Consider the following 24,983-nt stretch of genomic DNA (forward strand, 5'->3'; position numbering starts at 1 on the left):
GTTCAGCGTGACATGTAATTTGTATACGGCATATCATAATAATCAATTCGTACCTCGCAGGTTGTGCCGACGCAAGACCTCCCCGTGGTTGACTCGGCTCATGACCACCGGGACCCCACGGCGCGGCCGGCCGCCGACCGTGAACCGTGAGCTCATCGTCGACGTCGCCCGCGCCCAGCTCGACGAACGGGGTATCGAGACCTTCAGCATGCGGTCGTTGGCGGCGGAAATCGGTGTGTCGCCGATGGCCATCTACCGTCACGTCGGTGACCGCGACACTCTCCTCGGACTCGTGCTGGACGACGTCTCCGCGCTCTTCCCCGCCATCGAATTACCGGCGGATCCGCACGAACGTATCGCGACCCTGCTATGTGCCGTCTTCGACGTGTTGGCAAGCAAACGCTGGATCGCCGACGTGTTACGCGCAGGCAGCCCTGGCGGGTCCGGCGCACTCTGGCTCGTGGACCGAATTCTTGCTGCTGCAACCGAACTCGGACTGGATAGCCCAGCTGCCATGGCGATGTACCGGGCATTGTGGACCTACACCCTTGGGGCAGTTCTCAACGCCCCGACTGCCCAAGACCAGGCCGCAGCCAACGAGCGCATCGAGCGGAAAGTCATGGCCCTGGGCGCCGACGGCTTCCCGCATCTCGTCGCCGCCCTGCAGACACTCCCGGCAGCCGACCCAAAGGACGCCTACCGGCGCGCCATCGGGCACCTCATCGAGGGTTACACCGCGGGCACAGCGCCGCGCCCTACGTCACCACCGCAATAGCGAAACCGTCCCACCCTTTGAGCCCGACGGTCTGAATCGCGGCGCTGTCCAGACGGGGGTGGGTGCTCATCATCTCCAGCATGTCGCGCACGCCCCGGGCCTGCCGGTCATCGGCCGCCGGAGCCAGAATCCGGCCGTGGCGCACCACGTTGTCGACGACGATCACGGTGCCCGGCCGACCAAGATCGATCGCCCACTGGACGTAGGCGGTGTTGTTCTCCTTGTCGGCGTCGATGAACACCAGGTCGAACTGCCCGGTCAGGCCGGGCAGGTTGTCCAGCGCCGCGCCCACGACGACGTCCACCCGGTCGGCTACCCCGGCGCGCTCCAGGTTGATCCGCGCGACCTGGGCGTGCCGCGGGTCGTATTCCAGGGTGACGACGCTGCCTTCGGCGCCGACGCCGCGGGCCAGACAGATTGTGCTGTAGCCGCCGAGGGTGCCGATTTCGAGCACCCGGCGAGCGCCGCTGATCCGGGTCAGCAGATACAGCAGCTGCCCGCTTTGCGGTGACACTTCGATGACAGGAAGGCCCGCGGCGGCCGAATCGGCCAGCGCGGCAGCCAATGCCGGGTCGTTGGGTAGCAGCAGTTGGTTCAGCAGCGTGTCAACAGGTTGCCAGTCATTCGGGCCGATGGTGTCGTTCATCGCACTCCTTCTTTGGTGTACACGACGCGCAGCACATGGCCGACTTCCGGTCCCATCACCGCGGCGGCCAGTTCACAGAACGTCGCGATGAAGTTCGGGCCATGGGCCGGTCCCGCCGGTGTCAGATGATGCGCGATCTCGTGCAGGAGCACCAGCTCCCGCATCGCCCAGTCCGCGGAGTCCCGGTCCGGAATGGCGATAACCCCTGTGCCGTCGAAGTTTTCGTAGTGGGCGGCGCTGGCTGCACGCCGGGCACGCACACTGACTGGTCCCGGTGCCGGCCAGCGGGCCGTCACGGCGGGCAGCGCCAGGACATCGTCGACGTAGCGTTGCACCGAGGACATCGACGCGAACCGCCCCTCCGGAGGCAGGGTGAGCTGCGTGCCGAAGAAGTCGATGCTGCGTGAACTGTGCTGGGCGGCCCGGTCGAAGAGGGTACGGACGAACTCCTCGGCCGCGTAGACGCGGGAGCGCTGGCTGTCGCGCGCCGTCACCTCGGCAGCCGGCTCCGCGACCCCGGCAGCTCGGGACTGGACCCCAGCCGGGCCTGCCGCCCGGCCCGGTCACCGGCGCGTCTGGCGGCCGACGAATACCCGGCCGAGGCACGGCTGGCCTGCCAGGTGCCGCGCGCCTTGGAGTTCTGCCGGTAATGGTCGCGCAGTTCAAGTTCCTTGTTGCGCAGCGCAAGCGCGGTTCCCGGCGCGGTCTTGCGGTCTTTGGTGGCCTCGTGGCGGGCTTCGTCGCGGGCCTGGGACAGACGCTGGGCGACGCGGGCACCGAAGGCCAGTTGGAAGTTGAGTCGCGCGGTGATGGTTGGCGTGGGCTTGTGTGCTCCGGTGGCCAGGTAGGCGTCACAGGACCGCACCATCTGGACGACCAGGCTGGCATATAGGGCGTGGCTGGCGTCGATGTCCTCGGTGAATCCGTAGGCGTAGACGAACGTGGAGTTCGAGGCGACATCGCACTGCACATCGTTGGCCGCGGCGATACCCGCGAACAGTTGCACGTAGGTGCGCAGGCCCCGGGAGCCGGGGTCGCCGATGGTGATGGTCCGCTGGGTCGGCGCCTGCGCTGCCGTCCGGGTGGCGGAGTGGGCACGCGCCACGGCCAAGTCGATCGACGTCGCGGTGGCCAGCCGCTGGGCGGCGGCCATGAACGCTTCGGCCTCGTGGACGTTGTCGGTGCCTTCGGCCTGGCGCAGGAGTGCTGCGATCCGCGCCAGCATCTTGTCGTCCGTCACGATTGGCAACCTAGCGGAGCGCGCCGACATCGGTGTGCCACCGGCTCGTCACTGGCCGACGAACCCATCCAGCGCCACCGTCAGCTGTGGTGAGAGCGGACCGGGCTTGGCGTAATTGCCGACGTTGTCGGTCGGGTCGTCGCGCAAGACATGGTTGACGCCTTTGAGCGCGACCACCGACAGCGACGTGTGTGCCAGGGCGTCGGTGAACGGTTTGATATCGGCGCAGTTGGCCTGGCCGTCGGTGTCCGAGCACGTCACCAATACCGGTGTGGCGGCAGGGATGCGGGCGGCCAGCTCCAGCGGGTCGATGGCGTCGGCTTCCACGACGGCCTTGACATTGCCGGGGTTGAGGATCGCGCTCAGGCTCTCGGGCAGTTTGGCGGGCACAGTGCCCTTGGTGCGCGCCTCGGCGACCGCGGCGTTCCATGCGGCGATCGTCGCGTCAGCCTGCTGCTGGGTCTTCTGGCCGCCTTTCACGGCGGCGGCCATATCGGTCTTGACCCGGTTGCTGATCAGGTCGAGATAGCGGCCGGCCAGTGGCTGCAGCAGCCCCAGCGAGTGGATCTTGGGCGCTCCGGCCGAGGTGTCGTCGGCCAGCGTCATCGCGTGGATGGTGCCCTCACCGAGCGCGTACACCGAGATGCGGTCGGAATCGGTGCCAGCCTGCCCGGCCAGGAACCGCACCGCAGATTTCGCGCCGGTGGTGTAGACGGCGCTGCCCACGTCGGCCGGGTGGTCGGCGTAGGGGCCCAGCCCCGTCTGACCGGTGCCGACCTTGTCGTAGCGCAGCGAGGCCACCCCGTGCTCGGACAGGTACTGGGCGAGCTGACGCATGTTGCCGATCGGCCCGGCAACGTTGTTGTCGCCGTTGCGGTCGGTACGCCCGCTCTCCGAGATCAGCAGCGCCGCCGGCCCTTTCTGGTCACCGTGCTGATGGCGGTAGGTGCCGTGCACGGTCAGCCCGTCGGCCACGAACGTCACCTCGTCCTCGACCCAGGCGTTGTGCGACTCGCTGTTCGACGAGCAGCCTGCCACCAACGTCAGCGCCATCGCCGCCAGGACGATGCGACGCCGCAAGCTCACAGCCTGGCCTCGATCCAAGCGGTCACGTCGTCAAGCACCCGATCGCGCTCGGGCTCGTTGAACACCTCGTGGTAGAGCCCCGGATAGACCTTGAGATGCACGTCGGTCGAGCCGACACAGTCGACCAGCAGTTCACTGCCGCTTGCGGCTACCAGTGCGTCCTCGGCGCCGTGCACCACCAGCAGCGGTGCGGTGAGCTCACGCGCGCGCTGCGGCATGGCCTCACCGACCGTCACCAGTGCCTTGGCGATGCCGGCGGGGATCTTGCCGTGATGCACCAGGGGGTCGGCGTTGTAGGCGGCCACCACCTCGGGATCGCGCGAGATCGCGTTCGAGTCGAGCTCCTCGACCGGCAGATCCGGCAGCAGCGAGCCGACCGCCTTGCCGAGAAGAAGTTTGACGGGTGACACCCCGGTTTGGGCCGAGACCGCGGGACCGGACAGCACCATCAGGTCGAAGTCGCCTCCGTGGTCGACGCCCCAGGCGAACACGATGCCGCCGCCCATGCTGTGGCCGAGCACGATTCGCTTCAGTCCGGGGTGTTCGGCGGTGGCGATTTTGACGAGAATGTCGAAATCCCCCGTGTACTCGTTGATCGACCGGACACGCACGCGCTTGCCGCCGGAGCGGCCGTGTCCGCGATGGTCGAGTGCGTAGGTCACCAAGCCGGCTTGGCCGAAACGCTCGGCGACATGGTCATAGCGGCGGGCATGCTCACCCAGTCCGTGCGAGAGCACGACAACCCCGCGCGGCTCGGTGTCCGGCGTCCACACGTCGTAGACGATGCGGACGCCGCCGACTCCGTCGAACGTCCGCTCGGTGCGCGTTGTGACCATCAACGGAGCCTAACTGCCACGACAGCCCCGGCACGTGTCGGTGCGCGTGCGTAAGCTCGGTCGGTGTGAGCGTGCTCGCACGTAATCTTGATGACGAGCCCGGCCCGAAGCGTCTTGATGACGGACTCGACCCGAACCGGGGCGATTTCCTGGCGCAGGCTGAGCCCTACCGGCGCGAATTATTGGCGCACTGCTACCGGATGACGGGGTCGTTGCACGACGCCGAGGACCTGGTGCAGGAGACGTTCCTGCGGGCGTGGAAATCCTATGACCGCTTCGAGGGCAAGTCCTCAGTACGCACTTGGCTGCATCGCATCGCCACCAACACGTGCCTGACGTCGCTGGAGGGCAGGCAGCGCAGGCCGTTGCCCACCGGGCTGGGTGCGCCGAGCTCCCAACCCACCGCCGAGCTCGTCGAACGTGCCGAGGTGCCGTGGCTCGAACCCTTGCCCGACTCGTCAACGGACGACCCTGCTGATCCGTCTGTGATCGTCGGGTCGCGGGAATCGGTCCGGTTGGCTTTCATTGCGGCGCTGCAGCATCTGTCGCCACGGCAGCGGGCCGTTCTGGTGCTGCGCGATGTGCTCCAGTGGAAAGCCGCTGAAGTCGCCGGCGCCGTCGGCACCTCCGTCGCCGCTGTCAACAGTTTGTTGCAACGGGCCCGCGCCCAGCTCGACGCCGTCGGGCCCAGCCAGGACGATCAGCTGTCGCCGCCGGAGTCGGTGGAGGCCCGCGAACAGTTGGCCGGCTACATCTCGGCGTTCGAGGACTACGACATCGAGCGGCTGGTGGAAATGTTCACCGCCGAAGCGATTTGGGAGATGCCGCCGTTCGACGGCTGGTATCAGGGCGGCCCTGCCATCGGTGCGCTCATCCACCACAACTGCCCGGCCAACGCGAGCGGGGACATGCGGTTGTTGCCGCTGACCGCCAACGGCCAGCCGGCCGCGGCGATGTACATGCGCCTACCCGAGACCGGCGGCCGCCATGTGCCATTCCAGCTGCATGTGCTCGACTTGGGCCCCGACGGCATCTCCCATGTGGTGGCCTTCCTCGACACCACTCTGTTCACGAAATTCGGCCTGCCCGAGGCGCTTTAACCGGTTACGTGCGTTGCAGCTCGACGACGGGGATGACCCGCGAGGTGCTGCGCTGGTAATCCCCGAACTGGGGCTCCGCGGCAACCTGGCGGGCGTACACCTCATCGCGCTCGGATCCGCTGAGCACCCAGGCAGTGACGGGGAAGGACTCGGTACCCAATTCGACGGTCACGTTCGGATGCGCGACCAGATTGTGGTACCAGTCGGGGTTGGTGTCCGCACCACCCTTACTGGCGAAGATGAAGATCCGGTCGTCGTGCAGAAGCGGCACCAGCGGCGCGATGCGCTCGGTCCCGGATTTGGCGCCGACGTGGTGGACCAGCACCAGTGGCTTGCCCTCGAACATCCCGCCGGCTTTGCCGCCGGTAGCCCGGAATTCATCGATGACCGCTCGGTTGATCTCGTCGAAGTTCATTGCTTCCGTCATGTGAACACCGTAGGCCTACCGGCGTGAGTTGTTGGGCCTTAGCCACATTCGGAGCAGCCCGAGTCAGTCCACACCACCGCCCCCGACGACGGTTGGATTCATCGGGGACGGCGCGTGACACGGGTCGGGTCAGTCGATGCCGATGATCTCCTGCGCGATTGCGGCCACCCGGGTCTGGGCAGCCGACACCAGCCGCTGACGGTTCTTGTTGGCCTCCTCATAGGCGACGACGGCGCGAATATCGGCGGGATCCTCAAGCTGCTTCACCGCGGCGACAGCGTCGTTGAGGTTGAGCTCGTCGTAACCGGCGATCGGCAATTCCTGGGGCGACAGCACACCGGTTGCACTGCGCAACGAGTGCAACGCATCGGCGGCACCGTCAGCGCCCTCGCGTCGGGCCACCCGCTCGGCGGTCTCCAGCGCCGCATCCCGCGAGGCCTGGGCCGCCTTGACCGCCACCTCACCGGCGTGCGCGCCGCGGCTGACCAGCTGGTCGACGATGGGCCGGCTATTACGGATGGCGTCCAGCGCCCGGTCGATACCGCGGACCGATGAAATCACCGGCCAGTTGGCCACTCGGACGGTCAGCCCGGTGAGAATCTGCAGCGGCGTGCGCCGCAGTGCGGCCGGACCGCCCAGCGCGTCCTCGGCCAGCACGGTGGTCAGCCAGTCGACGGTCGCCGAGTGCGCCGTGATCAGGCGATTGGCCAGGCTTTCGACCTCGGGCTGGTGTGCCGCGACGGCCAGCGCCTTGACGTAGCGGGAGCGATCGAGCAGCTGACCCTCCAGGGCGAGATCGCCCAGCAGGGCCTCCTCGAACGGCTGTGCCTGTTCGGTGAGGGCCTTGACGGCCGCGGCCGCGCGGCCGAAGAACGGGCCGATCACGTCGGGAAAGCCGCCAAGATCGCGGATGGCAGCCTCGATGGCTTCGGCGCGTTCGCGGCCGTTGGCGGCGTTCTGGGTGAGCTCGGTGCGCACCGCATCGGTGCGCGCCTGCGCCACCCTGGTTTCGGCGATCTGGATCTCGGTGTTGGTCAGGTCGAGGACCGCCCGCAGTTGGGCGAGCAGAGTGGTGGTGTCTGGTGTGGTCATCGCGTTTCTTCCCTTGTGCGTTGACTTGGTGTCGGCGCGGGGTTTTGCGCCTCGTTCAGTGGCCTACCCGATATGTCCGATCGGTACTCGCGTGCGGCGGTTGTCACAGTGTTCGGGCAGCGAATTTCACATTCCATTCAGATTTCCTGGACGAACGCCGACCAACTTCCCCACACGTTGCCTCGAACGGTAACGCTGTGGTGCAGAATCGGCCGGCCGATTCTTCGCCGTGACGTTACGTTCGGCGAGCGAATAGCCCTGCAATTCAGCGGTATTCAGCTTTGCTGATGGCACAGTTTGGTCACGGTGGGTATCACGATCGCTTACGGGATCATCACCGGTATTAAGGACTCTCCGATGCCGAGAGTCTGACCGCGCCACATTCCGGGCAAACTGAGCCCAACATCACCGAACGCACCTGTAACACTCACAACCGGCGCGAATCACGCTCGCGGAACGGGGTTTTGCCACAAAGCCCGATGGGTACGTTGGGTTGGAGGATGGGGGACAAGCAAAAGAAAGAAGTGATCGTTATGTTCAGCAGTATCGCGCCGAGCCGGAAGGCTGCGGCGATATGTGCCGGTTGGCTCGTGGGGGGCTTGGCGGCGGCGACGCTCGCCGCGCCGATGGCCTCGGCGGCACCGGACTGCAGCAGCGCCGGCGTTTCCAACACCGTCAGTTCGGTGACTGGCTCAGCACACCAGTATCTCGCCGGCCACCCCGGCGCCAATCAGGTCTTGACGGCGGCTTACACCCAGCCGCGCCCGCAGGCGGAAGCCAATGTGCGCGGGTACTTCACCGCCAACCCCGGGGAGTACTACGAGCTGCGCGGGATCCTGGCGCCGATCGGTGACACCCAGCAGGCGTGCAATGTCACGGTGCTGCCGCCCGATCTACAAACGGCCTACAACGCGTTCATGGCCGGCTGACCCAGCCCGATATGGCGATCCGCCGCCACTGCCTGTGCTGTGGCGGCGGATTGCGTCAGTCCTCAAGGCGTTCCAGCGCCCCGGCAATGACCTCGTCGAATCCGCGCAGCTGCGCCTGCGTCGCCCCGTCGAAGAGCACCGAGCGGACCAGCGCGACGTGGTCGGGTGCCGCGGTGGCGAGCGCAGCACTTCCGACCGGGGTGATCTCGACGGTGGCGCCGCGCCGATCATCCTCGCTATCACGGCGCTCCACCAGGTCACGGGTCCGCATTCGGCGCAGTTGATGGGACACCCGGCTCTGCTCCCAGTCCAGCGCAGCGGCCAGTTCGAGCACCCGGAGTGGACCGCGCTCGGAGAGTGCGACCAATACCTCGTAGTCGGCGAGCGACAATCCGCAGCGCGCCTGAAGGTGGCGGTTCATCGCGACCTGCAGGCGGTTGCCCAATGTCAGGTAGTTGCGCCAGATCCGCTGTTGGTCATTGGTCAACCAGCGCTGAGCCATGCAACCACCATAGCGGAATACATGACACGTCATCTATGTTGTGGCAGTCAGCGCCGGCCACTTAGGCTGGCATCGACCCAAGGGGTGATGACATGGCCGCAACCGTCGACATCAGGCGTGCCGCCGACCGCGCCGCGACAAAGATCGACTGGCTGGACTCCAAGCATTCGTTCTCGTTCGGACACCACTACGACCCGGTGAACACCCACCACGGCCTGCTGTTGGTGAACAACGACGACATCGTCAAACCCGGATCCGGTTTCGACACCCATCCACACCGGGATATGGAGATCGTCACGTGGGTGCTGCAGGGATCGCTGGTGCACCAGGACTCCACCGGCCACTCCGGGGTGATCTATCCTGGCCTGGCCCAACGGATGTCGGCAGGACGAGGCATCTTGCACTCGGAGAAGAACGACTCGTGGACACTGACCGGAAACGAAACACACAGCGATCCAGTGCATTTCGTCCAGATGTGGGTGGTTCCCGACGAGTCGGGCCTCGATCCGGGCTATCAACAACTCGAAATCGATGACGAGTTACTGCGCGGCGGCCTGGTGACGATCGCCTCAGGGATGCCCGAACACAAGGACCAGACCGCGATCGCAATCCGCAACCGGTATGCGGCATTACACGGTGCGCGGCTACAGCCCGGCGACGCCGTGGAGTTGCCAGAAGCTCCGTATCTGCACCTGTTCGTCCCGCGCGGCGAGGTGACGTTGGAGGGTGCCGGTGCGCTACGCGAAGGTGACGCGGTGCGGTTCACCGCGGCGGGTGGTCAGCGGATCACCGCCACCCAGCCCGCCGAAATCCTGGTCTGGGAGATGCATGCCGGCCTGGCGGCTTAGAGTCGCCGCCGCGGTAGTCGGCCCGGGCGGCGCGGTCTACATCACCGACGATTACGCCGGTGCGGTATATCGCGCCGCCGGGCCGCTGACCTACTAGCGATGCACTCGGCTGCCGCGTCCGGTGACTGCGACGTAGATGGCAATCAACACGACGGCGACGACGACGCCGACCAAGAACGGGATGATCGCAAACCCGCCGTTGGAGTTGGAGTATCCGACCTGGTAGGAGATCCACGTCCCCAGGAAGGAACCCACCGCCCCCAGCAGGATCGTCACGATAATGCCAATGTTCTGCTTACCGGGCATCACTAGCCGTGCCAGTGCGCCGACGATCAGTCCGACGACGATCGCTCCAATAATCGTTCCGATCATTGCTGCTCCTCATGTTCTGGCGGCCCCGGAAGGGCACCGCGCCAAGCAGTAGTTCCCCACCTGTGACGCGGATAACCGTCCCGCGGGCAAGAAATTGTCGGCGCGGCAAATCAACGTCGCTGGTCGTGACGACGCCGGTGCCGAACCGCCGCAATGCCGTTACCAAAGTTGGCTGTGTGGTTGCTGAGAATAGGGGTGTACCTGCCGTAGTGGGCTCTCAGCATGAAAGGGCAACTGTGCCAACCATCGCCGCGAAGCTACGCCGCCTGGTCGCGGGCAGCATGGCTGTGACCAGCTGCCTCGCGCTCGCGGCCACGATCGGCATGCCCGTCGCGTCGGCCGATGGCCGTGAGCAACTGGCACAGGCCATCGCCACCACGCGCGGCAGCTACCTCGTCTACAACTTCGGAAGTGGTTATCCGGCGCCAATGCTCAATGCCGGCGGTAATTGGTACGAGCTGACCAACGGCGGCCACCTGATGATCATCAAGGCCGCTTCCAGACGGCTGACTCCCCGGCTGCTGGTCGATACCCACACCGGCTACCAGGCTCGCTGCGAGCAGACTCCTGGCACCCGCACCCGTGAGGGATTGGTGCAGGCCTCCGAGACCTACACCCCGCTGCAGGCGTGGCAGGCGCTCGGGCAGCCGACCATCGCGATCAACGCCAACTTCTTCGATGTCCGTGGGCAGCAGGCCGGTTCGTGGAAGTCGACCGGGTGCAGCTCTCCGCTGGGCGCTTATGTTGACAACACGCAGGGACAGGGCCGGGCCAACGCCGCGGTGACCGGGACCGTCGCCTATGCCGGCAAACAGGCACTGTCCGGCGGCGACGAGGTGTGGACCGCACTGACGACGATGGTCCTTCCCGTCGCGGGTGCGCCATTCGTCGTCCCGCCCAAGTCGCCCAACGACTATGACGCCGCCACCCCGGTGATCCAGGGGCTGCTGGACAAGGGCACCCGGTTCGCCGCGGTCAGCGGACTCGGACTGCTGGCCCCCGGCGACACCGGCCAGCTCAACGATCCAGGCCCCAGCGCGGCGCGCACTGCGCTGGCCTACGCCAGGGACAAGGACGAGATGTACATCTTCCAGGGCGGCAGCTACACACCCGATCAGATCCAGGATCTCTTCCGCGGGCTGGGCAGCGACACCGCGATCCTGCTCGACGGTGGTGGGTCGTCGTCGATCGTGTTGCGCCGCGACACCGGTGGCATGTGGGCCGGTGCGGGCGTGCCGAGAGGCTCCTGCGACACGGTGGCTGTGTTGTGCGATTCCCGTGAGCGCGCCCTGCCCGCCTGGCTGGGCTTCAACTAACGACTCACGCGTGCTGTGGCTCGTAGCCGCAGATGGCTGCCACCTTGTCGGCCGATGCGGAGGCCGGGTCGAATTGGTAACCAAGCCATTCGGTTGCCAGACGCCGGGCGAGTTCGATGCCGACGACCCGCTGGCCGAAGCACAACACCTGAGCGTTGTTGCTCAAGATCGCGCGCTCCACCGAGAAGCTGTCGTGCGCGGTGACAGCGCGGATCCCGGGTACCTTGTTGGCGGCAATGGCGACGCCGAGGCCGGTGCCGCAGACCAGTAGGGCACGGTCGGCGTCGCCGTTGGCGATCATGCGGGCAGCGGCGACCGCGACGTGCGGGTAGGCGGTGTTCTCGTCGGACCTGACCCCGACGTCGACGACAGAAGTGACGCGCGGGTCGGCCTCGAAGTCCTTGCGCAGGATGTCTTTGTACTGGAGCCCGGCGTCGTCGCTGCCGACAACGATACGGAGTTTCTCGTGGCTCATGATCTCTCCTCGATGAGTTCAGCGACAGCATGGATGCACATGGCCAGCGATATCGCGCCGGCATCTGGGGTGCCGACCGAACGGTCGGCCAGCGGCCGAGCCCGTCCAACCTTCGGGCGCAGCTCGGCGGTTTCCACGGCGGCCTTCTCAGCAACCTCCGACGAAGCGAGCCAGGCTGTGCGCCAACTAATTCCGTCCGACACAGCCTGCTCGAGCGACTCAACGAAAGGTCCCAGCGCGTCCAGCATGGTCTTGTCGCCGCGCTTGGCACCGCCGAGTTCCACCAGCGCGTCGTGCCCGGCGCGCACCGCCTCGGCGACGTCGCGATCGCCGGGGGTGCCGCGATCGCCCAGGCGAGCGGCGGCGGCATTCAGCGCCGCGCCCCACAGCACGCCGGAGGTGCCGCCGGCTTTGGCGGCCCAGGCCTCGCCCGCCGCGGTCAGCGCCGCCGCCCCACCGCCACCCTGGGTCACCGCGGCGGCGGCGGCCCGCGAAGCCGCTGTGGCGCCTTTGACCATGCCGCGACCGTGGTCGCCGTCGCCGGCAACAGCGTCGATCCGACCCAGGTCGGACTCCGCCTCGATCATCTGTCCGGCGATCGCCGCAATACCCTGTGCGACAAGCGCACCGACGGCGCGGGAGGCGTCGTCGGCTGTGAGAATCGCGACGGCGCCCGTCTGCCTGGTCACTTCGGCGCGCCGGGTCTCGGCGACGGTGGCGACCGCGCCTTTCCGATAGGCGGGCGTATCGGCCGGTGAGATCCACAGCCGTTCAAGTTCGTCGTCGAGCCACATCACAGTGAGCGAGCAACCGGCCATATCCAGGCTGGTGACCAGTTCGCCAACCTCTGGCTGAATTACAGTGTGCCCGGACGCGACGAGCAACTCGGCGACGGTTTTCCAGACCACGAACAGTTCCTCGTACTTGGTGCGCCCCAAGCCATTGAGGATCACCGCAATGCGGTTCGCGGCGCCACTTGGCTTTTCGGCGAGCACGCCGCAGACCAGCAGCCCGGCGAGTTCGGCGGCCGTGGGCATCTCATGGCTTGATACGCCCGGCTCGCCATGTATGCCCAGGCCCAGGTCCATGGTGCCAGGGCTGACCGTGAACAACGGCCGGTCGGCTCCGGGCATGGTGCAACCGTCGAACGCCACACCGAGGGTGCGGGTGGCGGCATTGGCCTTGGCCGCTGCTGCCTCGACCGTGCCGAGGTCGGCGCCTTCCTCCGCGATCGCACTGGCACAGCGGAATACGGTGAAATCGCCGGCAATACCCCGGCGCTTGGCGGCGTCCTGCGGAGCGGCACTGGCAATGTCGTCTGTCACCGCTAGATACCGCGCCTCGATCCCTTGGTCGCGCAATTCCTGCACGGCCAGGCCGAAGTTCATCACGTCTCCGGCGTAGTTACCGGTGATCAACAGCACCCCGGCATCGCCGTGCGCGGCTTGCGCCACCGATACCACCTCCCGCGCGGAGGGCGAGGTGAAGATATTGCCGACCACTGCGCCGTCGGCAAAGCCAGGCCCGACCACGCCGCAAAATGCGGGGTAATGGCCGGAACCACCACCGACGACGACAGCGACTTTGCCCGTGGGGGTTTCAGTCGCTCGCACCACGCCACCGGGAACCCCGACGACATAATCCGCGTTGGCGTCCAGGAAGCCGGCGAGCATGTCCTCGGTGAACGTGGCCGGGTCGTTGAACAGGCGTGTCATCTCAGCACCTCATCGATGAATGCGGATCAGTGAATGTGGCTGCCGCCGTTGATGTCAACGGTGGTTCCGGTCAGATAGGCGGCGTCGTCGCTGGACAGGAAGGTGATTACTGCAGCCACTTCCTCGGTGGTCGCGGTGCGGCCGACCGGGATGTCGGCGGCCAGCTTGGCTTCCTGCTGGTCGGTGGACCCCACGCGAATATTGGTGTCGACCGCGCCCGGGGTCACGGCGTTGACGGTGACCCCGGTCTCGGCGATCTCGCGGGCCAGCGCCTTGGTGAAGCCAAGGATCGCGGCCTTGGCCGAGGAGTAGGGCACCTTGCCGAACACCCCGCCGCCGCGCTGCGCGCTCACCGAGCTCATATTGACGATGCGACCCCAGCCTTGGCCGATCATCGCCGGCAGGAACGCCTTGGTCACCAGGTAGGTCCCGGTGGCGTTGACGGCCATGACCGTGTTCCAGATGTCGAGCGTGGTCTCCAAGAACGGGACCGGCGAGGTGATACCGGCGATGTTGGCCAGCGCTCCCACCGGAGGTAAGTTGCCGGAGGACACCTCGGCGGCGACCGCGGCTTGGGCCAGGGTCACCGACTCTTCAGAGGTGACGTCCACTGCGTGGCCGAAAGCCGGTACGGCGTACTGATTCCCGATTTCGGCGGCCACCTTGGCGGTCTTCTCACCGTCCAGGTCCAGGATGACGACGGCCCAACCCTCGCGTGCGTAACGCTGAGCGACGGTCATGCCGATACCACGCTCCGAGGTGGCCCCGGTGATCACTGCGGTTTTCATGATTCTCCTTGAGATCAGTTCTGTTAGATCAGTTCCGAGATGAGGTGCCCGGTTTGGACTGCCCAGCCGGGTCGTTCGTCATGGGTGATGTCGCGGGTTTCCAGCTCCAGCGCGAAATGGCTGTGGTAGCCAGCGCCGGCAAGCGCCTTGAGGCCGCGGCCAAAATCGACGGCGCCGTTGCCGACGGACAGGTTGATGTCGCCGGGCACAGCATCGCGGATGTGCACATGCGCGATGTGGGGGCCGAACCGGTCCACGAACTCGACCGGATCCCCGCCGGAGGCGACGATGTGGCTGAAGTCCATCACAATCCCAACCCGGCCCTCGACGCGTTCGGTCAGTGCCCCAGCACGATCGATGTCGAAGCACAGTCGGTGGAAGTGCAGTGACTCGGTCCACAATTCGACTCCTGCGGAGGCGGAAATACCGGCCGCCCAGATGAGTTCGGTGGCGACTCGGTCGAGGTCGATGTCCAGCGATTCCAGCGGATCGTGGCTCAGTGCGCCGCACGGCAGCACCAGAGCGCGCGATCCGGTGGCGGCCGCGAGTGCGACGAGCGCCTCGACGTGCGCAGTGCGGGCAGCACGGGCGGCGACGTCCAGCGCGGCGTTGAGGTCGCCGACGTCGCCGTTGATCGATCGCACCGTCAGCCCGGACTCCGCAACGGTGGCGGCGACGGCGGCGACGGCCACCTCGTCCAGGACATAGGGCACGTGGTCGCAGACGCCAGGCAGGGCGCCGAGGTCGATCTCGGTGAAACCCAGACCCGCGATCGTCTGCAGCGCCGCAGGCAGCGGCTGGTGCCGAAAACTGATCGTCGAACAGCCGAGCCGGGGATGGAATGTCGCGTTCACGTCACCTCCTGTGATGGCGACCACAGTATCCCAGTCGACTGTTAACAGTCAACGGGCGACTATACGTTGATGTCGACTGTTGACATCTATTGTGCGCGGGATCACACTGGTTGCCTACTGCACTGTTGACCGTCGACAGTGGCCTGGATTGCTAATTGGAAGCCCAGGTGGGAATGGTTTTGAAAGGATGACCACCATGAGCGCTGACGCTCTGAGGATGCGCGGGCCGGTGAACGGCACACCGGACGCCAGGCGGGTCGCGATCGGTTCCGCCGTCGGCGCCGTCATCGAGACTTACGACTTCATCGGCTTCGGTACCGCGGCCGCCCTGTACTTCGGCCACGCGTTCTTCCCGAACTCCAGCCCGGTCGCCGGCACGTTGGCCGCGTTCGCCACCCTCGGCGTCGGCTTCGCCGCCCGCCCACTCGGTGGCATCATCGGCGGGCACCTCGGCGATAAGCTCGGCCGCAAACCCGTGCTCGTCGCGTCGCTGATCGTCATGGGACTGGCGACCTTTGCGATCGGACTGCTGCCCACCTATGCCGCGGTCGGCGTGCTGGCGCCGGCGCTGTTGGTGACCGTTCGCATCGTCCAGGGCCTGGCGTTCGGCGCCGAGTGGGGTGGCGCCATCCTGATGAGCTACGAGCACGCGCCGTGGAAGAAGAAGGGTCGCTACACCGGCATCGTGCAGGCAGGGTTCCCGGTCGGGCTGCTCTTGGCCAACCTGGTCTTTCTGGTGAGCGTCCACCTCGGTGGCGACTGGGCCTGGCGCGTGCCGTTCCTCGCCAGCATCTTCCTGGTCATCGTCGGCCTGATCATCCGGGCCCGGGTGCCCGAATCCCCGGTGTTCGAAGACGTCAAGAACGAGGGCAAGATCGTGCGCTCCCCGATCGTCGAGGTCCTACGCACCGATTGGCGAAATATCTTGCGCGGCATCGGACTTCGCATTGCCGAAACCGCCGGTTACGCGGTGTCCATCACCTACATGATCAGCTATCTGAAGAACGCCCACCTCGCTACCGCGACCCAGACCCTGGTGGCGCTGTGCATTGCCTCGTTCCTCGGCATCTTCGCGACCATGGCGTGGGCGAGACTGACCGACCGGGTGGGCCGCCGGCCGGTGTACATCTGGGTGTGCGCCCTCGGCATCCCGTTCGGCGTGCTGATGTTCCTGCTCGTCAACACCGGGCTGCTCGTGCTCATCGTCGCGACCTTCGTGGTCGCCTACGGCGTGTGCCAGAACGCGCTGGCGGGCGCGCAGGGGGCCTGGTTCCCGGAGCTGTTCACCGCCAACACCCGCGCTTCCGGCGCCTCACTCGCCTACCAGATCTCGGCCATGGTCTCCGGCTTCACGCCCTTCATCACGACGCTGTTGTTCGAGTGGTTCGGCTGGATGGGGCCGGCACTGCTGTTCTCCGGCTATGCCGCCATCGGCCTGGTGGCCGCGCTGTCCACCCGGGAGACGTGGGGTGCTGCCGAGCGCCAAGCCGCGGACCTGGCCGCCTCCCAATCCCATGTGCTGGCCGCCTGATGCGGGCCGACAAGGTTCGAGATGCCGCGTACCGCATGCGCCATCACGTCCTGAACATGGGTGAAGCACAGGGACAGGGCTACGTCGGCCAGGCCCTGGGAGCCGCCGACATGCTGGCCGCGGTCTACGCCGACCAGCTGAACTACCGGGCTGACGACCCGCATTGGGACGGCCGCGACCGCTTCCTACTGTCGACCGGGCACTACGCGATCGGGTTGTATGCGGCTCTGGCCGAGGCCGGCATCATCGGCGTCGACGAGCTCGACACCTACGGTTCCGACGACTCCAGATTGCCGATGTCCGGAATGGCCAGCTACACACCGGGAGTGGAGATATCCGGTGGATCGCTCGGGCACGGTCTGACCGTGGCTGTCGGGATGGCTTTGGGGCTGCGACACCAAGGCTCGAGGGCTCGTGTGATCAACTTCCTGTCCGACGGCGAACTCGACGAGGGTTCGACATGGGAAGGCGCCATGGGTGCTGCGCACCATCGGCTGGGCAACCTGGTTGCCATGGTCGACATCAACGCGCTGCAAGCCGACGGTCCCACAGCCGGTGTGCTGCGCACTGAGCCGGTGGCCGACAAATGGGCGGCCTGCGGCTGGCATGTGCAACGCATCGACGGCAACGATGTCGGCGCGCTGCTCGAGGCCTTCGATCTCTGCGATCCCGATAGACCATCAATCATTCTGTGCGACACGAGAATCGGATGTGGGGTACCACTGCTGGAGGACCGCGAGAAGGCGCACTTCATGCGCATCGACGCCGACGAATGGCAGATCTGCCGCGATCAGCTCACCCAGAACCACGAAGGAGTTCCCGCGTGACCGCGCCCGCCAAGCTCAAGACTTCGGCGATGATCGCGTCGTTCGCCGATCCCGGCCAGAAGACCGCGCCGGCGCCATTCGGCCACGCTCTGGTCAAGGCCGCCCGGGACGACGACCGGATCGTCGGCCTTACCGCCGATCTGGGCAAGTACACCGATATGCACATCTTTGCGACTGAGTTCCCCGACCGGTTCTTCCAAATGGGGATGGCCGAGCAGTTGCTCTTCGGAGCAGCGGCCGGCATGGCGGAGACCGGTCTGGTGCCGTTCGCATCGACGTACTCGGTGTTTGCCGCGCGGCGAGCCTACGATTTCATCTGCCTGGACATCGCCGAGCCGAATCTCAACGTCAACATCGTCGGCGGCCTACCGGGGCTCACAACCGGGTACGGACCGTCACATCAGGCCACCGAGGACATCGCCATCTTCCGCGGCATGCCGAACCTGACGATCGTCGACCCGTGCGATTCGGTGGAAATCGAGCAGGCCGTACCGCAGTTGGCCCGGCACCCGGGACCGACGTATCTGCGGCTGCTACGCGGGAATGTGCCGACAGTGCTCGACGAATACGGCTACCGTTTCGAGCTCGGCAAGGCCAAGACGCTCAGGGACGGGGCCGACGTCGTGCTGATCTCCAGCGGACTGATGACAATGCGTGCGTTACAGGCCGCCGACGCACTCGCCTCGCATAACGTCGGCGTCGCGGTGGTGCACACCCCGACCATCAAACCGTTCGACGCTGAAACCGTGCTGGCGCAGGTTGATTCGGACCGCTTGGTGCTGACGTGCGAGAACCACACGGTGATTGGCGGACTCTTTGAGACGGTGGCCTCCGCCGCTGTATCGCGGGGCCTGAGCCGACAGATCACGCCCATCGCGCTACCAGACGAATTCCTGGCTGCCGGCGCCCTGCCGACGCTGCACGATCGCTACGGGCTATCGACAACGAAGATCGTCACGACGGTACTGGAGCGACTGTAGAGTGTTGACAACTGAATGTTGACATTAAGGGAGCGTCCCATGTCGGTGGATGGCACGTCGTTGCTGCGGCTGGAAAAGACCAGCCTGCGCGAGCAGGCGCTGAGTGCTCTGCGGCGCGCCATCACCACCGGCCAGCTCACCCCCGGCACGCATCTGGTGGAAACGGATTTATCCGACGCTCTGCAGATCAGCCGCGGCACCCTGCGTGAGGCCATGCGCCAGCTACAGCAGGAAGGCCTCATTTCAATGGGCGCCCGGGGCCGCCTGTCGGTACGACACCTGGACGCCAAGGAGATCCGCGACATCTTCAATGTCAGGGCGGCATTGGAATCGCTGGCCGCCCGCGAATTGGCTTCTCGCGCAGACCGGGCGGACCTGGTGACAGCGCTGCGTCACGCCGTCGATGAGATGCAACGCTGGGCGGCCGCCAACCTTGAGGACCGGATCGAGGCCGACTTACGTTTCCACCGCACGATGTGCCAACTAACCGGAAACGAGACGCTCCTGCACCAGTGGACATCGCTGGAAGGCAGCATCCGGATGTCAATCATGTTCGCCGGCGTGGACCGCGCGATCAAAAACATGGATGCCAAACGACATAACGACATTGTCGACGCCATCGAGTCGGGGGACGGCGACAAGGCCGCCGCCACGGTTCAGGACCATATGTCGGGTGCGGCGTCGACGTTGGTCGGTTCCGCGTAGTAGGGCGCCTAACCCGTCAGGGCTGCCCGAGCACCCGGCGCATAACCGCGTCGCGCGCGCGGGCCGGGAGCTTGGTCATCACCGTCATCTGGATCGTGGTGGCCACCCCGACCGGGTAGCGCGCCTTGGCACGGCGAGCGGTCAGCGCCTCGTGTACCACCTTGGCCACCTTTTCCGGGTCCACGGCCAGCCGCTGCTGCATCTGAATTGACTTGCGCATGCCTGCAACATGTTTGGTGTAGAGGGCGCGGTGGTTCGCCGTCAGCGCGGCTTCCATGTCGGCGACAGCCTGGTCGGCCGTGCGCCACAGGTCGGTGTCTGTCTGGGCCGGCTCGACCACACTGACCGCGATCTGCCATGGGCGAAGCTCAAGTCGCAGCGCATCGGCGGCAGCCTCGAGTGCGAACTTGGAGGCGCTGTACGCACCCATCATCGGTGCCGAAACCTGGCCATTCACACTGGAAATGAACACGATTCGGCCACGCGACTCGCGCAGCAGCGGAAGCACCGCCGAAGTGACAGCGAGTTGACCGACGACATTGACGTCCAATTGCCGTCGAATCTCGGCCGGGGGCAACCCCTCCAGCGGGCCGGTGACTGCGATTCCGGCGTTGTTGACCACCGCATCAAGACGCCCCGGCAGCACCTCTAGCAGCGCGGCGACCTGTGCGTCGTCGGTGATGTCGAGCGTGACCGCACTGACCCGAGGTAGTGCTGACAACGCTTCGGCGTCGGCCGCACTACGCACACCGCCGATGACGTCCCAGCCGGCGGCGGCCAGATAACTCACTATCGACCTACCGATTCCCCGGGCTGCGCCGGTGACCAGAACAGTGGGCATAGGCCCGACTGTAGCTATCCCGCCGCGGGTCGCGGGCCGTACCGGAAGACGGCCAGACTGGTTGCCACCACGATCGCAGCCAGCCCGATCACCGGTGCCACCGTCCAGCGCGTCATCGTCGCACCGACCATCGCGCCCGCGCATAGCGTCGCCACCACGCTGAAGCGCAGCTTTTGGCGCGCCCCGCTGCCGCCGGCGAGCCGACTGTCGACGCCGATGCCTACCAGCGTGGACGTCAGCACCGTGGTGCTGAGTTCCTGCACGCCGAACTGGCGCGCGGCGGCGTTCTGGGCGCCGAAGGTCAGGGCCAGGCCGGCGATCAGGATGAGCTTGCCGTTGTCGTGATAGTCCACGACGCCGGTGCCGGCGAGCACCGCCAGCACGCCCAGCAGGACCACCTCGCTGCCCAGCGCCGCCGTCAGCCATACCCGCACCTCGTAGTCGAAGTGGCGCGCGAACCGGCCGCCCAACACGGTCCCGACGAGGAAGCTGACGAACGAGAGGATCGCGGCGATCATGTCCACCCCGGAATGCGGAACGAACCAGAATCCGAGGAAGACCACGTTGCCGGTCATGTTGGCGACGAACACATGCCCGAGCACCAGCACGCTGACCGCGTCGACCAAGCCGGTGGCAAAGGTCAACAGCAGCAGCGCGACGACGGTGGAGCGTTCCGATACGGGCGAGGCGACGACCATGCGCCAAGTATCGCCAATCGGCGTCTCAGAGCCTCGGCGTGAGGTCCAGCGACGTCACGGTGGTCATCTTGGTGACCAGCCAATGCGAGCCCTCCCGGGTGAGCTGCACGCGGTAGGACAGGTACTTCGTCGACGGGATGTCCTTGCTCAGCGGGCTCTTCGACGTGGTGTTGGTGTAGACGATCGCGGTGGCATCTGAGCCATTCAGCGATTCGACGGCCGCGCCGACCACTTCGGTGCTGTTGGTGACCTTGGCCTGTTTGTTGGTCGGCACGATGGCGTCGACGTACTTGCGGTACTGATCCTCGAAGTCCCCGGACAGGTACTTCGCTGACCGGTCCGGCAACTTGTCCATGTCGTCGGGGGTGTAAGTCCACAGCGTCGTGATCGCCTCGGCAGCGGTGCGGGCGATAGTGAGCTTGGTGTCGACGGTCGCCCGGTCCATCAGATAGGGCTGCACGGTGGCACCGGCGAAGGCACCTGCCGCGACAAACAGCGCCGCCGATACGCCCACCGCTAGAGTTTTCTTGTTGGGGCTGAAGCGCTTTCGCGCCTTCGGCGACTCTTCGGTTGCCGACTCGGAGGCGGTCTCGGCGACGCCAAGCTCGACGGCCTCGCTACGCACCTCGCGGTCGGACGCCCCGTCAGTCAGATCACCTGCAGTAGGTTGCTGATCTTCCACGGCCCTGCCGCACCTCCTTCTTGAGTCGCGGTGACCATCCAGCGGCTACCGCTTTCGATGGTCTTGCCGTCGGGCATCCTGGTCTTGGTCGTGGCGGCCACTGCCACATCCGCACTGCCGTCGCGGTTCCAGCGCTCGATACCGAGGGCCTGCACGGTGCCCGCCGTCGGCTCGGCCCGGGCCACCTGGATGACGACCTCGTTCATCTTGTCCTGATACAGCTTGGCGAACTGCCCGGTGCCCTGGGACAGCACCTTGTCGGCGTAGTCGTTGGCGTGGAACGGGTCGATCGACGTGTACTGCGTGACGAAGCCGCGAACGAAACTCAGCACCGCCACCTCACGAATCGCGTCCTGCCGCTGGGTTTCCCGTTTCACCAGCAGCAGAGTGCTCACCGTCAGTGCGGCGATGATCGCGACCGCGGCAAGACCCGCGACCAGCGGCAGTACCCACCGGCGCGGTTGCGCGTCGGGCAGCCGGAACAGCTCCTGGGCGTCGGCGTCGACCTTGCGCCGCGGGCTCACTTCGCCTCCCCCGACGGGTTGGGCTTAGCCAGCACCGAGAGATTGGCCACCTGCCACTGACCGGAGGCGGATCGCTCGAAGCTCACCTGCACGGTCGCGGTGATCAACCGTTGGTTGGGGGCTTCGCCGCGCTGGCCCTGCATGAGCAGCAGCATCTCCCCGCGATCGCCGGTGTTGGTCAGCACGGCGCTGTTGGTGACCCAATAGTCGTTGTCGACAGCTCCGGCCTTGCGAACCGAATCCTGCTGGGCCACAAGCTGTTGCCGATAGCCGTCGGTCACCAGCCCCCGGGCCCGCGCGAAATCCGCGTCGATGGTGGCGACGTTGTAACTCAGCATCTGCTGGACGAGCTTGGGTCCCTGCACCGCCAGCTGCTGACGGCTCTGCTCGACGGCGAGTTCAGGCCGGTACACCGCGAAGTACCCGAGTGCGGTCGCCGCACCGGCGACCACCGCGAGCGCCACCAGCACCGCACCGGCGAACTTCCGCCGATTGGGACGCTCGGCGACGCGGTGCACCCCGGTGCGCGCGAGCAGATCGGCGAACGTCCGATTGCGCGGGTCCCACAACGGCCACAGCCAGCCGATGAACAGTGCGGCGGTGTCAAGCAGGTGCGCGACATCGCGCACGAGCAAGCGCCACGGATCGATCGGGGCGCCATCGCGTCTGACGACAGCGATACCAGCCAGCGAGCGGCCGAGTGTCCACCCGGTGAGCGACGGCAGCAGCAGCCGGTTGAGTGCCATGGCCAGGAACACCGCCGCGGCCAGGGCAATCACCGTCCACCGCAACCACCCCCGGCCCGATATCGACGCCGACTGTGCGACCAGCAGACAGGTGATCACCACACCGGTGGGAAAGAACACGTCGACCGCGAAGGCGCCCGCACGCGCCGGCCAGCTCGCCAACACAGCGGCGGGCGTCTGGCCAGTCACCTCGATGGCGTCGATCTCGACGGCGGTGGCGTCAGCCTCGTCGGCGTCCGGGGCCGTCACCGTCACTTACTCACCTGGTCGAGTTTGGCGATCTTGTAGGTGCCTCCCTCGGGCATCATCCGGACCCGCAGACGGTAGCCCTGCTCCTGATCTTGCGTCTGGGAGTTGGACACCTTCACCCGCACGGCCACCAGGACGTCCATCGAGCCGTCATCGTTGTGCCGTTCCACGGCCGCGCGCATGTTGGAGACCTGCACCTGGACCTTGGCGGCCTGGTAGGCGTCCACCAGAAGCCCGCTGTAGAGGGTTGCCTGCGCACCGAAGTCGCCCGTCGCGCACTCGATGATCTTCTGCTGACTGGCTGCCATCGCGGCGGCGTCAGGTGCCTGAGTGGCGGTGACGCAATCCTTGGCGGCAGCCAGCGCGACCGTCTCCGCCCGAGCCGCGGCAACACTCTTCTGGTGCGCGCGCATGGCGAAGAAACCGCCGGCGGCGATCAGCAGGCTCGCGATCACCAGTGCCGAGCACACACCCGCCAGTCGGCGCCCACTCAGCCGGGACCCTCGCGGCTGCTCACCGTCAGCTGCTTGCGTCTCATCGACCGCACTGGCCTGGGACTCGACGATGTCGTCGTCGGTAGCCGGTCTCACCGACTCCTCGACTTCGCTACGTTCAGCCTCATCATCGGTGTGGGCGGGGTGGGGGTCAGCCGGCCGGGGCCAGCATCTCCTTCCATCCGTCGTCTCCTGTACTGCTCGAGTTGCTGACGCTGTATTTCACACCGTCAGGACCGACCAACTCCCCGCTCTGCGGGCTGTAGATGGCCGTATTGCCCGCTGCCGGGGTGTACGTGCAGGGATTCGGCTGCTGGCCGTTGCACTGCACGGTGCCAGTCCCGGATGGGCTGGCGTTGTCACTGACCGGTGGCGGGGTCCCTGGCAGCAGATCGGCCGGCAACGGGTTCATCCCGTTGTTGATCGAAGGTGCCGGTATCACGGTACCGGGGTTCACTGGCTGGTCGCATCGCGCACCGGGCGCCGGGCAGTTCAGCACCTGGTTGGGATCACCGAACCACGGGTTGTTCCCCAGCGGCGTGTACGGCTCGTTGCTCCGGCACTCCATCGGCGTCGCCGCCCGTTTCCCGGGCACATCCGTGCACGGGAAGTTACGTGCGCCACGAACCACGTTCGCGGGGGTGTCCTTGGGGATCTTGCAGTACAGCCCGTTCTCCACCGGCATCGGCCTGGTGTCCGCGGGTGCACGCCACTGGCTGGCCGGCAGGAAGCCGGTCAGACACGGCGGCGGCTGGTTGATGGTCAACCCGAAGTCCAGCGCCGCCTGACCCGGGTACGGCGCCGACACCGACTGCGCGACCGAAGCGCCCTGCGGCAACAGCACCAGTGACTGCTCGACGCCCTTGTTGTAGCGCTTGAGCATGTCCAGCACGATCTCGAGGTTGGCCAGCGTCTGCGGCAACGCCTCGCGTACGTCGCTGAACACCGCGTTGACCGCGTCGGCGGTCGGTGCGGCCTGGCGCAGCCCATCGCGCAACGCCTGATCCTGTGCAGCGGTCTGCGACGCGATGGTGTTCAGGTTCGCCGACCACCGCTGGATCGCATTCGAGGAGTCGATCTGGCTGTCGATGACGGCAGGCGAATTCGCGATGATGTCGTTGACGTCGGCGATGTTGGTCTTGAAATCACCCACGATCGCCTGCGTGCCGTCGACCAGGCGTTGCAGCGACGGGCCCAAACCGCCTACCGCCTGGGCGGTTTCGTTCAACAGCACCGGGATCTTGTCGGCAGGCAGCGCGGCGAGTCCCTTATTGGCCGCATCCAGCGCCGGGCCGATCTCCTCCGGCACCGTCGACTTCGTGATGGTCTGCCCGCTGGCGAAGTACTGACCAGGATTTCCGTCGGACACCAGGTCGAGGTACTGCTCACCGACCGCGGACACCGAGTGCACATTGGCCGACGCGTCGAGCGGAATCTTGTACTTGTCGCTGATGCTCATGGTCGCCCGGACACCGTTCTCGGTGGGCTCGACCTCGGTGACTCTGCCGATCGTGATACCCCGATAGGTGACGTTGGCCGTCCGGTACAGACCACCCGACGACGGCAGGTCCGCCTTCAGTTCGTACTGCCCGATACCCGCCAGCGTGGGCAGGCGCAGGAAATACCAGCCCAGCACCAGCAGGGCGACCACCGTCAGCACGCCGAACACGACGAGCTGTGTCTTGATGAAGCGCGTCAACATCTA

Annotated in this window: 30 protein-coding genes; 9 read left to right on the top strand and 21 right to left on the bottom strand. The window is 66.3% G+C overall.

Features of this window, described 5'->3' with window-relative positions:
* Positions 1 to 100: 100 nt before the first annotated feature.
* Entirely contained in the window at positions 101 to 775 is a 675-nt protein-coding gene (locus G6N38_RS09750) for a TetR/AcrR family transcriptional regulator (RefSeq protein ID WP_163747341.1), read from the top strand.
* Here G6N38_RS09750 and G6N38_RS09755 read toward each other — a convergent pair.
* The 5 genes from G6N38_RS09755 to G6N38_RS09775 are packed head-to-tail and all read right to left on the bottom strand — an operon-like array spanning position 756 to position 4,583.
* The gene (locus G6N38_RS09755; RefSeq protein WP_163747342.1) at positions 756 to 1,421 is read right to left on the bottom strand and encodes an O-methyltransferase; all 666 of its coding nucleotides are present in this window, start codon (positions 1,419 to 1,421) and stop codon (positions 756 to 758) included. The two genes, G6N38_RS09750 and G6N38_RS09755, sit on opposite strands and share 20 nt — an antisense overlap.
* On the bottom strand, positions 1,418 to 1,915 hold the full coding sequence (locus G6N38_RS09760) for a TIGR04338 family metallohydrolase (protein ID WP_163747343.1): 498 nt from the start codon (positions 1,913 to 1,915) through the stop codon (positions 1,418 to 1,420). The genes G6N38_RS09755 and G6N38_RS09760 overlap by 4 nt, the downstream gene beginning before the upstream one ends.
* Positions 1,912 to 2,661 (bottom strand): DUF2786 domain-containing protein, encoded by a 750-nt coding sequence (locus G6N38_RS09765; protein WP_163747344.1) that lies wholly within the window; start codon positions 2,659 to 2,661, stop codon positions 1,912 to 1,914. The genes G6N38_RS09760 and G6N38_RS09765 overlap by 4 nt, the downstream gene beginning before the upstream one ends.
* 48 nt (positions 2,662 to 2,709) lie before the next feature.
* Complete coding sequence (locus tag G6N38_RS09770; protein ID WP_163751911.1) at positions 2,710 to 3,741, bottom strand: alpha/beta hydrolase family protein; 1,032 nt, start codon at positions 3,739 to 3,741, stop codon at positions 2,710 to 2,712.
* Positions 3,742 to 3,743: 2 nt separating this feature from the next.
* Positions 3,744 to 4,583 (bottom strand): alpha/beta hydrolase, encoded by an 840-nt coding sequence (locus G6N38_RS09775; RefSeq protein WP_163747345.1) that lies wholly within the window; start codon positions 4,581 to 4,583, stop codon positions 3,744 to 3,746.
* A gap of 65 nt (positions 4,584 to 4,648) precedes the next feature.
* Between G6N38_RS09775 and G6N38_RS09780 the strand changes: the two genes are divergently transcribed.
* Positions 4,649 to 5,683: a sigma-70 family RNA polymerase sigma factor gene (locus G6N38_RS09780; protein ID WP_407662958.1), complete on the top strand. Its 1,035-nt coding sequence runs from the start codon at positions 4,649 to 4,651 to the stop codon at positions 5,681 to 5,683.
* A 4-nt stretch (positions 5,684 to 5,687) separates the two neighbouring features.
* Here the strand turns inward: G6N38_RS09780 and G6N38_RS09785 are convergent, their stop codons facing one another.
* The 3 genes from G6N38_RS09785 to G6N38_RS30665 form a co-directional block, all read right to left on the bottom strand.
* Positions 5,688 to 6,110, bottom strand: coding sequence for a nitroreductase family deazaflavin-dependent oxidoreductase (locus tag G6N38_RS09785; RefSeq protein ID WP_163747346.1), 423 nt, complete (start codon positions 6,108 to 6,110; stop codon positions 5,688 to 5,690).
* Positions 6,111 to 6,239: 129 nt separating this feature from the next.
* The gene (locus G6N38_RS09790; protein WP_163747347.1) at positions 6,240 to 7,202 is read right to left on the bottom strand and encodes a ferritin-like domain-containing protein; all 963 of its coding nucleotides are present in this window, start codon (positions 7,200 to 7,202) and stop codon (positions 6,240 to 6,242) included.
* Positions 7,203 to 7,629: 427 nt separating this feature from the next.
* The gene (locus tag G6N38_RS30665; RefSeq protein WP_246228144.1) at positions 7,630 to 7,875 is read right to left on the bottom strand and encodes a hypothetical protein; all 246 of its coding nucleotides are present in this window, start codon (positions 7,873 to 7,875) and stop codon (positions 7,630 to 7,632) included.
* Here G6N38_RS30665 and G6N38_RS09795 point away from each other — a divergent pair.
* On the top strand, positions 7,793 to 8,131 hold the full coding sequence (locus G6N38_RS09795) for a heme-binding protein (protein WP_246227985.1): 339 nt from the start codon (positions 7,793 to 7,795) through the stop codon (positions 8,129 to 8,131). The genes G6N38_RS30665 and G6N38_RS09795 overlap by 83 nt on opposite strands.
* A gap of 55 nt (positions 8,132 to 8,186) precedes the next feature.
* Here the strand turns inward: G6N38_RS09795 and G6N38_RS09800 are convergent, their stop codons facing one another.
* A complete protein-coding gene (locus G6N38_RS09800) occupies positions 8,187 to 8,633 on the bottom strand; it encodes a MarR family winged helix-turn-helix transcriptional regulator (protein ID WP_163747349.1) in 447 nt (148 codons plus the stop codon).
* 92 nt (positions 8,634 to 8,725) lie between these two features.
* Here G6N38_RS09800 and G6N38_RS09805 point away from each other — a divergent pair, with 92 nt between their 5' ends.
* On the top strand, positions 8,726 to 9,481 hold the full coding sequence (locus G6N38_RS09805) for a pirin family protein (RefSeq protein WP_163747350.1): 756 nt from the start codon (positions 8,726 to 8,728) through the stop codon (positions 9,479 to 9,481).
* A gap of 93 nt (positions 9,482 to 9,574) precedes the next feature.
* Here G6N38_RS09805 and G6N38_RS09810 read toward each other — a convergent pair whose 3' ends face one another.
* On the bottom strand, positions 9,575 to 9,853 hold the full coding sequence (locus tag G6N38_RS09810; protein ID WP_163747351.1) for a GlsB/YeaQ/YmgE family stress response membrane protein: 279 nt from the start codon (positions 9,851 to 9,853) through the stop codon (positions 9,575 to 9,577).
* 281 nt (positions 9,854 to 10,134) lie between these two features.
* Between G6N38_RS09810 and G6N38_RS09815 the strand changes: the two genes are divergently transcribed.
* Positions 10,135 to 11,169 (top strand): phosphodiester glycosidase family protein, encoded by a 1,035-nt coding sequence (locus tag G6N38_RS09815; RefSeq protein ID WP_246227986.1) that lies wholly within the window; start codon positions 10,135 to 10,137, stop codon positions 11,167 to 11,169.
* 4 nt (positions 11,170 to 11,173) lie between these two features.
* On the opposite strand, the gene G6N38_RS09820 is transcribed toward G6N38_RS09815, so the two are convergent.
* From G6N38_RS09820 to G6N38_RS09835, 4 genes are read right to left on the bottom strand one after another with little or no spacing between them, the layout of a single operon-like run.
* On the bottom strand, positions 11,174 to 11,644 hold the full coding sequence (locus G6N38_RS09820; RefSeq protein WP_163747353.1) for a ribose-5-phosphate isomerase: 471 nt from the start codon (positions 11,642 to 11,644) through the stop codon (positions 11,174 to 11,176).
* On the bottom strand, positions 11,641 to 13,359 hold the full coding sequence (locus G6N38_RS09825) for a dihydroxyacetone kinase family protein (RefSeq protein WP_163747354.1): 1,719 nt from the start codon (positions 13,357 to 13,359) through the stop codon (positions 11,641 to 11,643). Before G6N38_RS09825 ends, G6N38_RS09820 begins: the two co-directional genes overlap by 4 nt.
* Before the next feature lie 26 nt (positions 13,360 to 13,385).
* Positions 13,386 to 14,147 carry an SDR family NAD(P)-dependent oxidoreductase gene (locus G6N38_RS09830; protein ID WP_163747355.1) on the bottom strand — a complete coding sequence of 254 codons (762 nt, stop codon included), beginning with the start codon at positions 14,145 to 14,147 and terminating at the stop codon, positions 13,386 to 13,388.
* A gap of 23 nt (positions 14,148 to 14,170) precedes the next feature.
* Positions 14,171 to 15,001, bottom strand: coding sequence for a sugar phosphate isomerase/epimerase family protein (locus G6N38_RS09835; RefSeq protein ID WP_163747356.1), 831 nt, complete (start codon positions 14,999 to 15,001; stop codon positions 14,171 to 14,173).
* 196 nt (positions 15,002 to 15,197) lie between these two features.
* Between G6N38_RS09835 and G6N38_RS09840 the strand changes: the two genes are divergently transcribed.
* The 4 genes from G6N38_RS09840 to G6N38_RS09855 are packed head-to-tail and all read left to right on the top strand — an operon-like array spanning position 15,198 to position 19,044.
* On the top strand, positions 15,198 to 16,532 hold the full coding sequence (locus tag G6N38_RS09840) for an MFS transporter (protein ID WP_163747357.1): 1,335 nt from the start codon (positions 15,198 to 15,200) through the stop codon (positions 16,530 to 16,532).
* Complete coding sequence (locus tag G6N38_RS09845; protein ID WP_163747358.1) at positions 16,532 to 17,359, top strand: transketolase; 828 nt, start codon at positions 16,532 to 16,534, stop codon at positions 17,357 to 17,359. The genes G6N38_RS09840 and G6N38_RS09845 overlap by 1 nt, the downstream gene beginning before the upstream one ends.
* Before the next feature lie 29 nt (positions 17,360 to 17,388).
* Complete coding sequence (locus G6N38_RS09850; RefSeq protein WP_179968552.1) at positions 17,389 to 18,339, top strand: transketolase family protein; 951 nt, start codon at positions 17,389 to 17,391, stop codon at positions 18,337 to 18,339.
* Between the two features lie 39 nt (positions 18,340 to 18,378).
* Positions 18,379 to 19,044: a GntR family transcriptional regulator gene (locus G6N38_RS09855; RefSeq protein ID WP_163747360.1), complete on the top strand. Its 666-nt coding sequence runs from the start codon at positions 18,379 to 18,381 to the stop codon at positions 19,042 to 19,044.
* Positions 19,045 to 19,060: 16 nt separating this feature from the next.
* On the opposite strand, the gene G6N38_RS09860 is transcribed toward G6N38_RS09855, so the two are convergent.
* From G6N38_RS09860 to G6N38_RS09890, 7 genes are read right to left on the bottom strand one after another with little or no spacing between them, the layout of a single operon-like run.
* Positions 19,061 to 19,885, bottom strand: a complete 825-nt coding sequence (locus G6N38_RS09860; RefSeq protein ID WP_163747361.1) for an SDR family oxidoreductase — start codon at positions 19,883 to 19,885, stop codon at positions 19,061 to 19,063.
* A 14-nt stretch (positions 19,886 to 19,899) separates the two neighbouring features.
* The gene (locus G6N38_RS09865) at positions 19,900 to 20,583 is read right to left on the bottom strand and encodes a YoaK family protein (RefSeq protein WP_163747362.1); all 684 of its coding nucleotides are present in this window, start codon (positions 20,581 to 20,583) and stop codon (positions 19,900 to 19,902) included.
* A 25-nt stretch (positions 20,584 to 20,608) separates the two neighbouring features.
* Entirely contained in the window at positions 20,609 to 21,265 is a 657-nt protein-coding gene (locus G6N38_RS09870; protein WP_163747363.1) for an Mce protein, read from the bottom strand.
* Positions 21,232 to 21,789 carry an Rv1363c family protein gene (locus G6N38_RS09875; RefSeq protein ID WP_163747364.1) on the bottom strand — a complete coding sequence of 186 codons (558 nt, stop codon included), beginning with the start codon at positions 21,787 to 21,789 and terminating at the stop codon, positions 21,232 to 21,234. Before G6N38_RS09875 ends, G6N38_RS09870 begins: the two co-directional genes overlap by 34 nt.
* The gene (locus tag G6N38_RS09880) at positions 21,786 to 22,790 is read right to left on the bottom strand and encodes an RDD family protein (protein WP_246227835.1); all 1,005 of its coding nucleotides are present in this window, start codon (positions 22,788 to 22,790) and stop codon (positions 21,786 to 21,788) included. The genes G6N38_RS09875 and G6N38_RS09880 overlap by 4 nt, the downstream gene beginning before the upstream one ends.
* The gene (locus G6N38_RS09885) at positions 22,787 to 23,374 is read right to left on the bottom strand and encodes an Rv1363c family protein (protein ID WP_179968502.1); all 588 of its coding nucleotides are present in this window, start codon (positions 23,372 to 23,374) and stop codon (positions 22,787 to 22,789) included. Before G6N38_RS09885 ends, G6N38_RS09880 begins: the two co-directional genes overlap by 4 nt.
* Positions 23,375 to 23,429: 55 nt before the next feature.
* Positions 23,430 to 24,980, bottom strand: a complete 1,551-nt coding sequence (locus tag G6N38_RS09890; RefSeq protein ID WP_163747365.1) for an MCE family protein — start codon at positions 24,978 to 24,980, stop codon at positions 23,430 to 23,432.
* Between the last annotated feature and the right edge of the window lie 3 nt (positions 24,981 to 24,983).

This window comes from Mycolicibacterium helvum, from assembly GCF_010731895.1.
GTDB lineage: Bacteria > Actinomycetota > Actinomycetes > Mycobacteriales > Mycobacteriaceae > Mycobacterium > Mycobacterium helvum.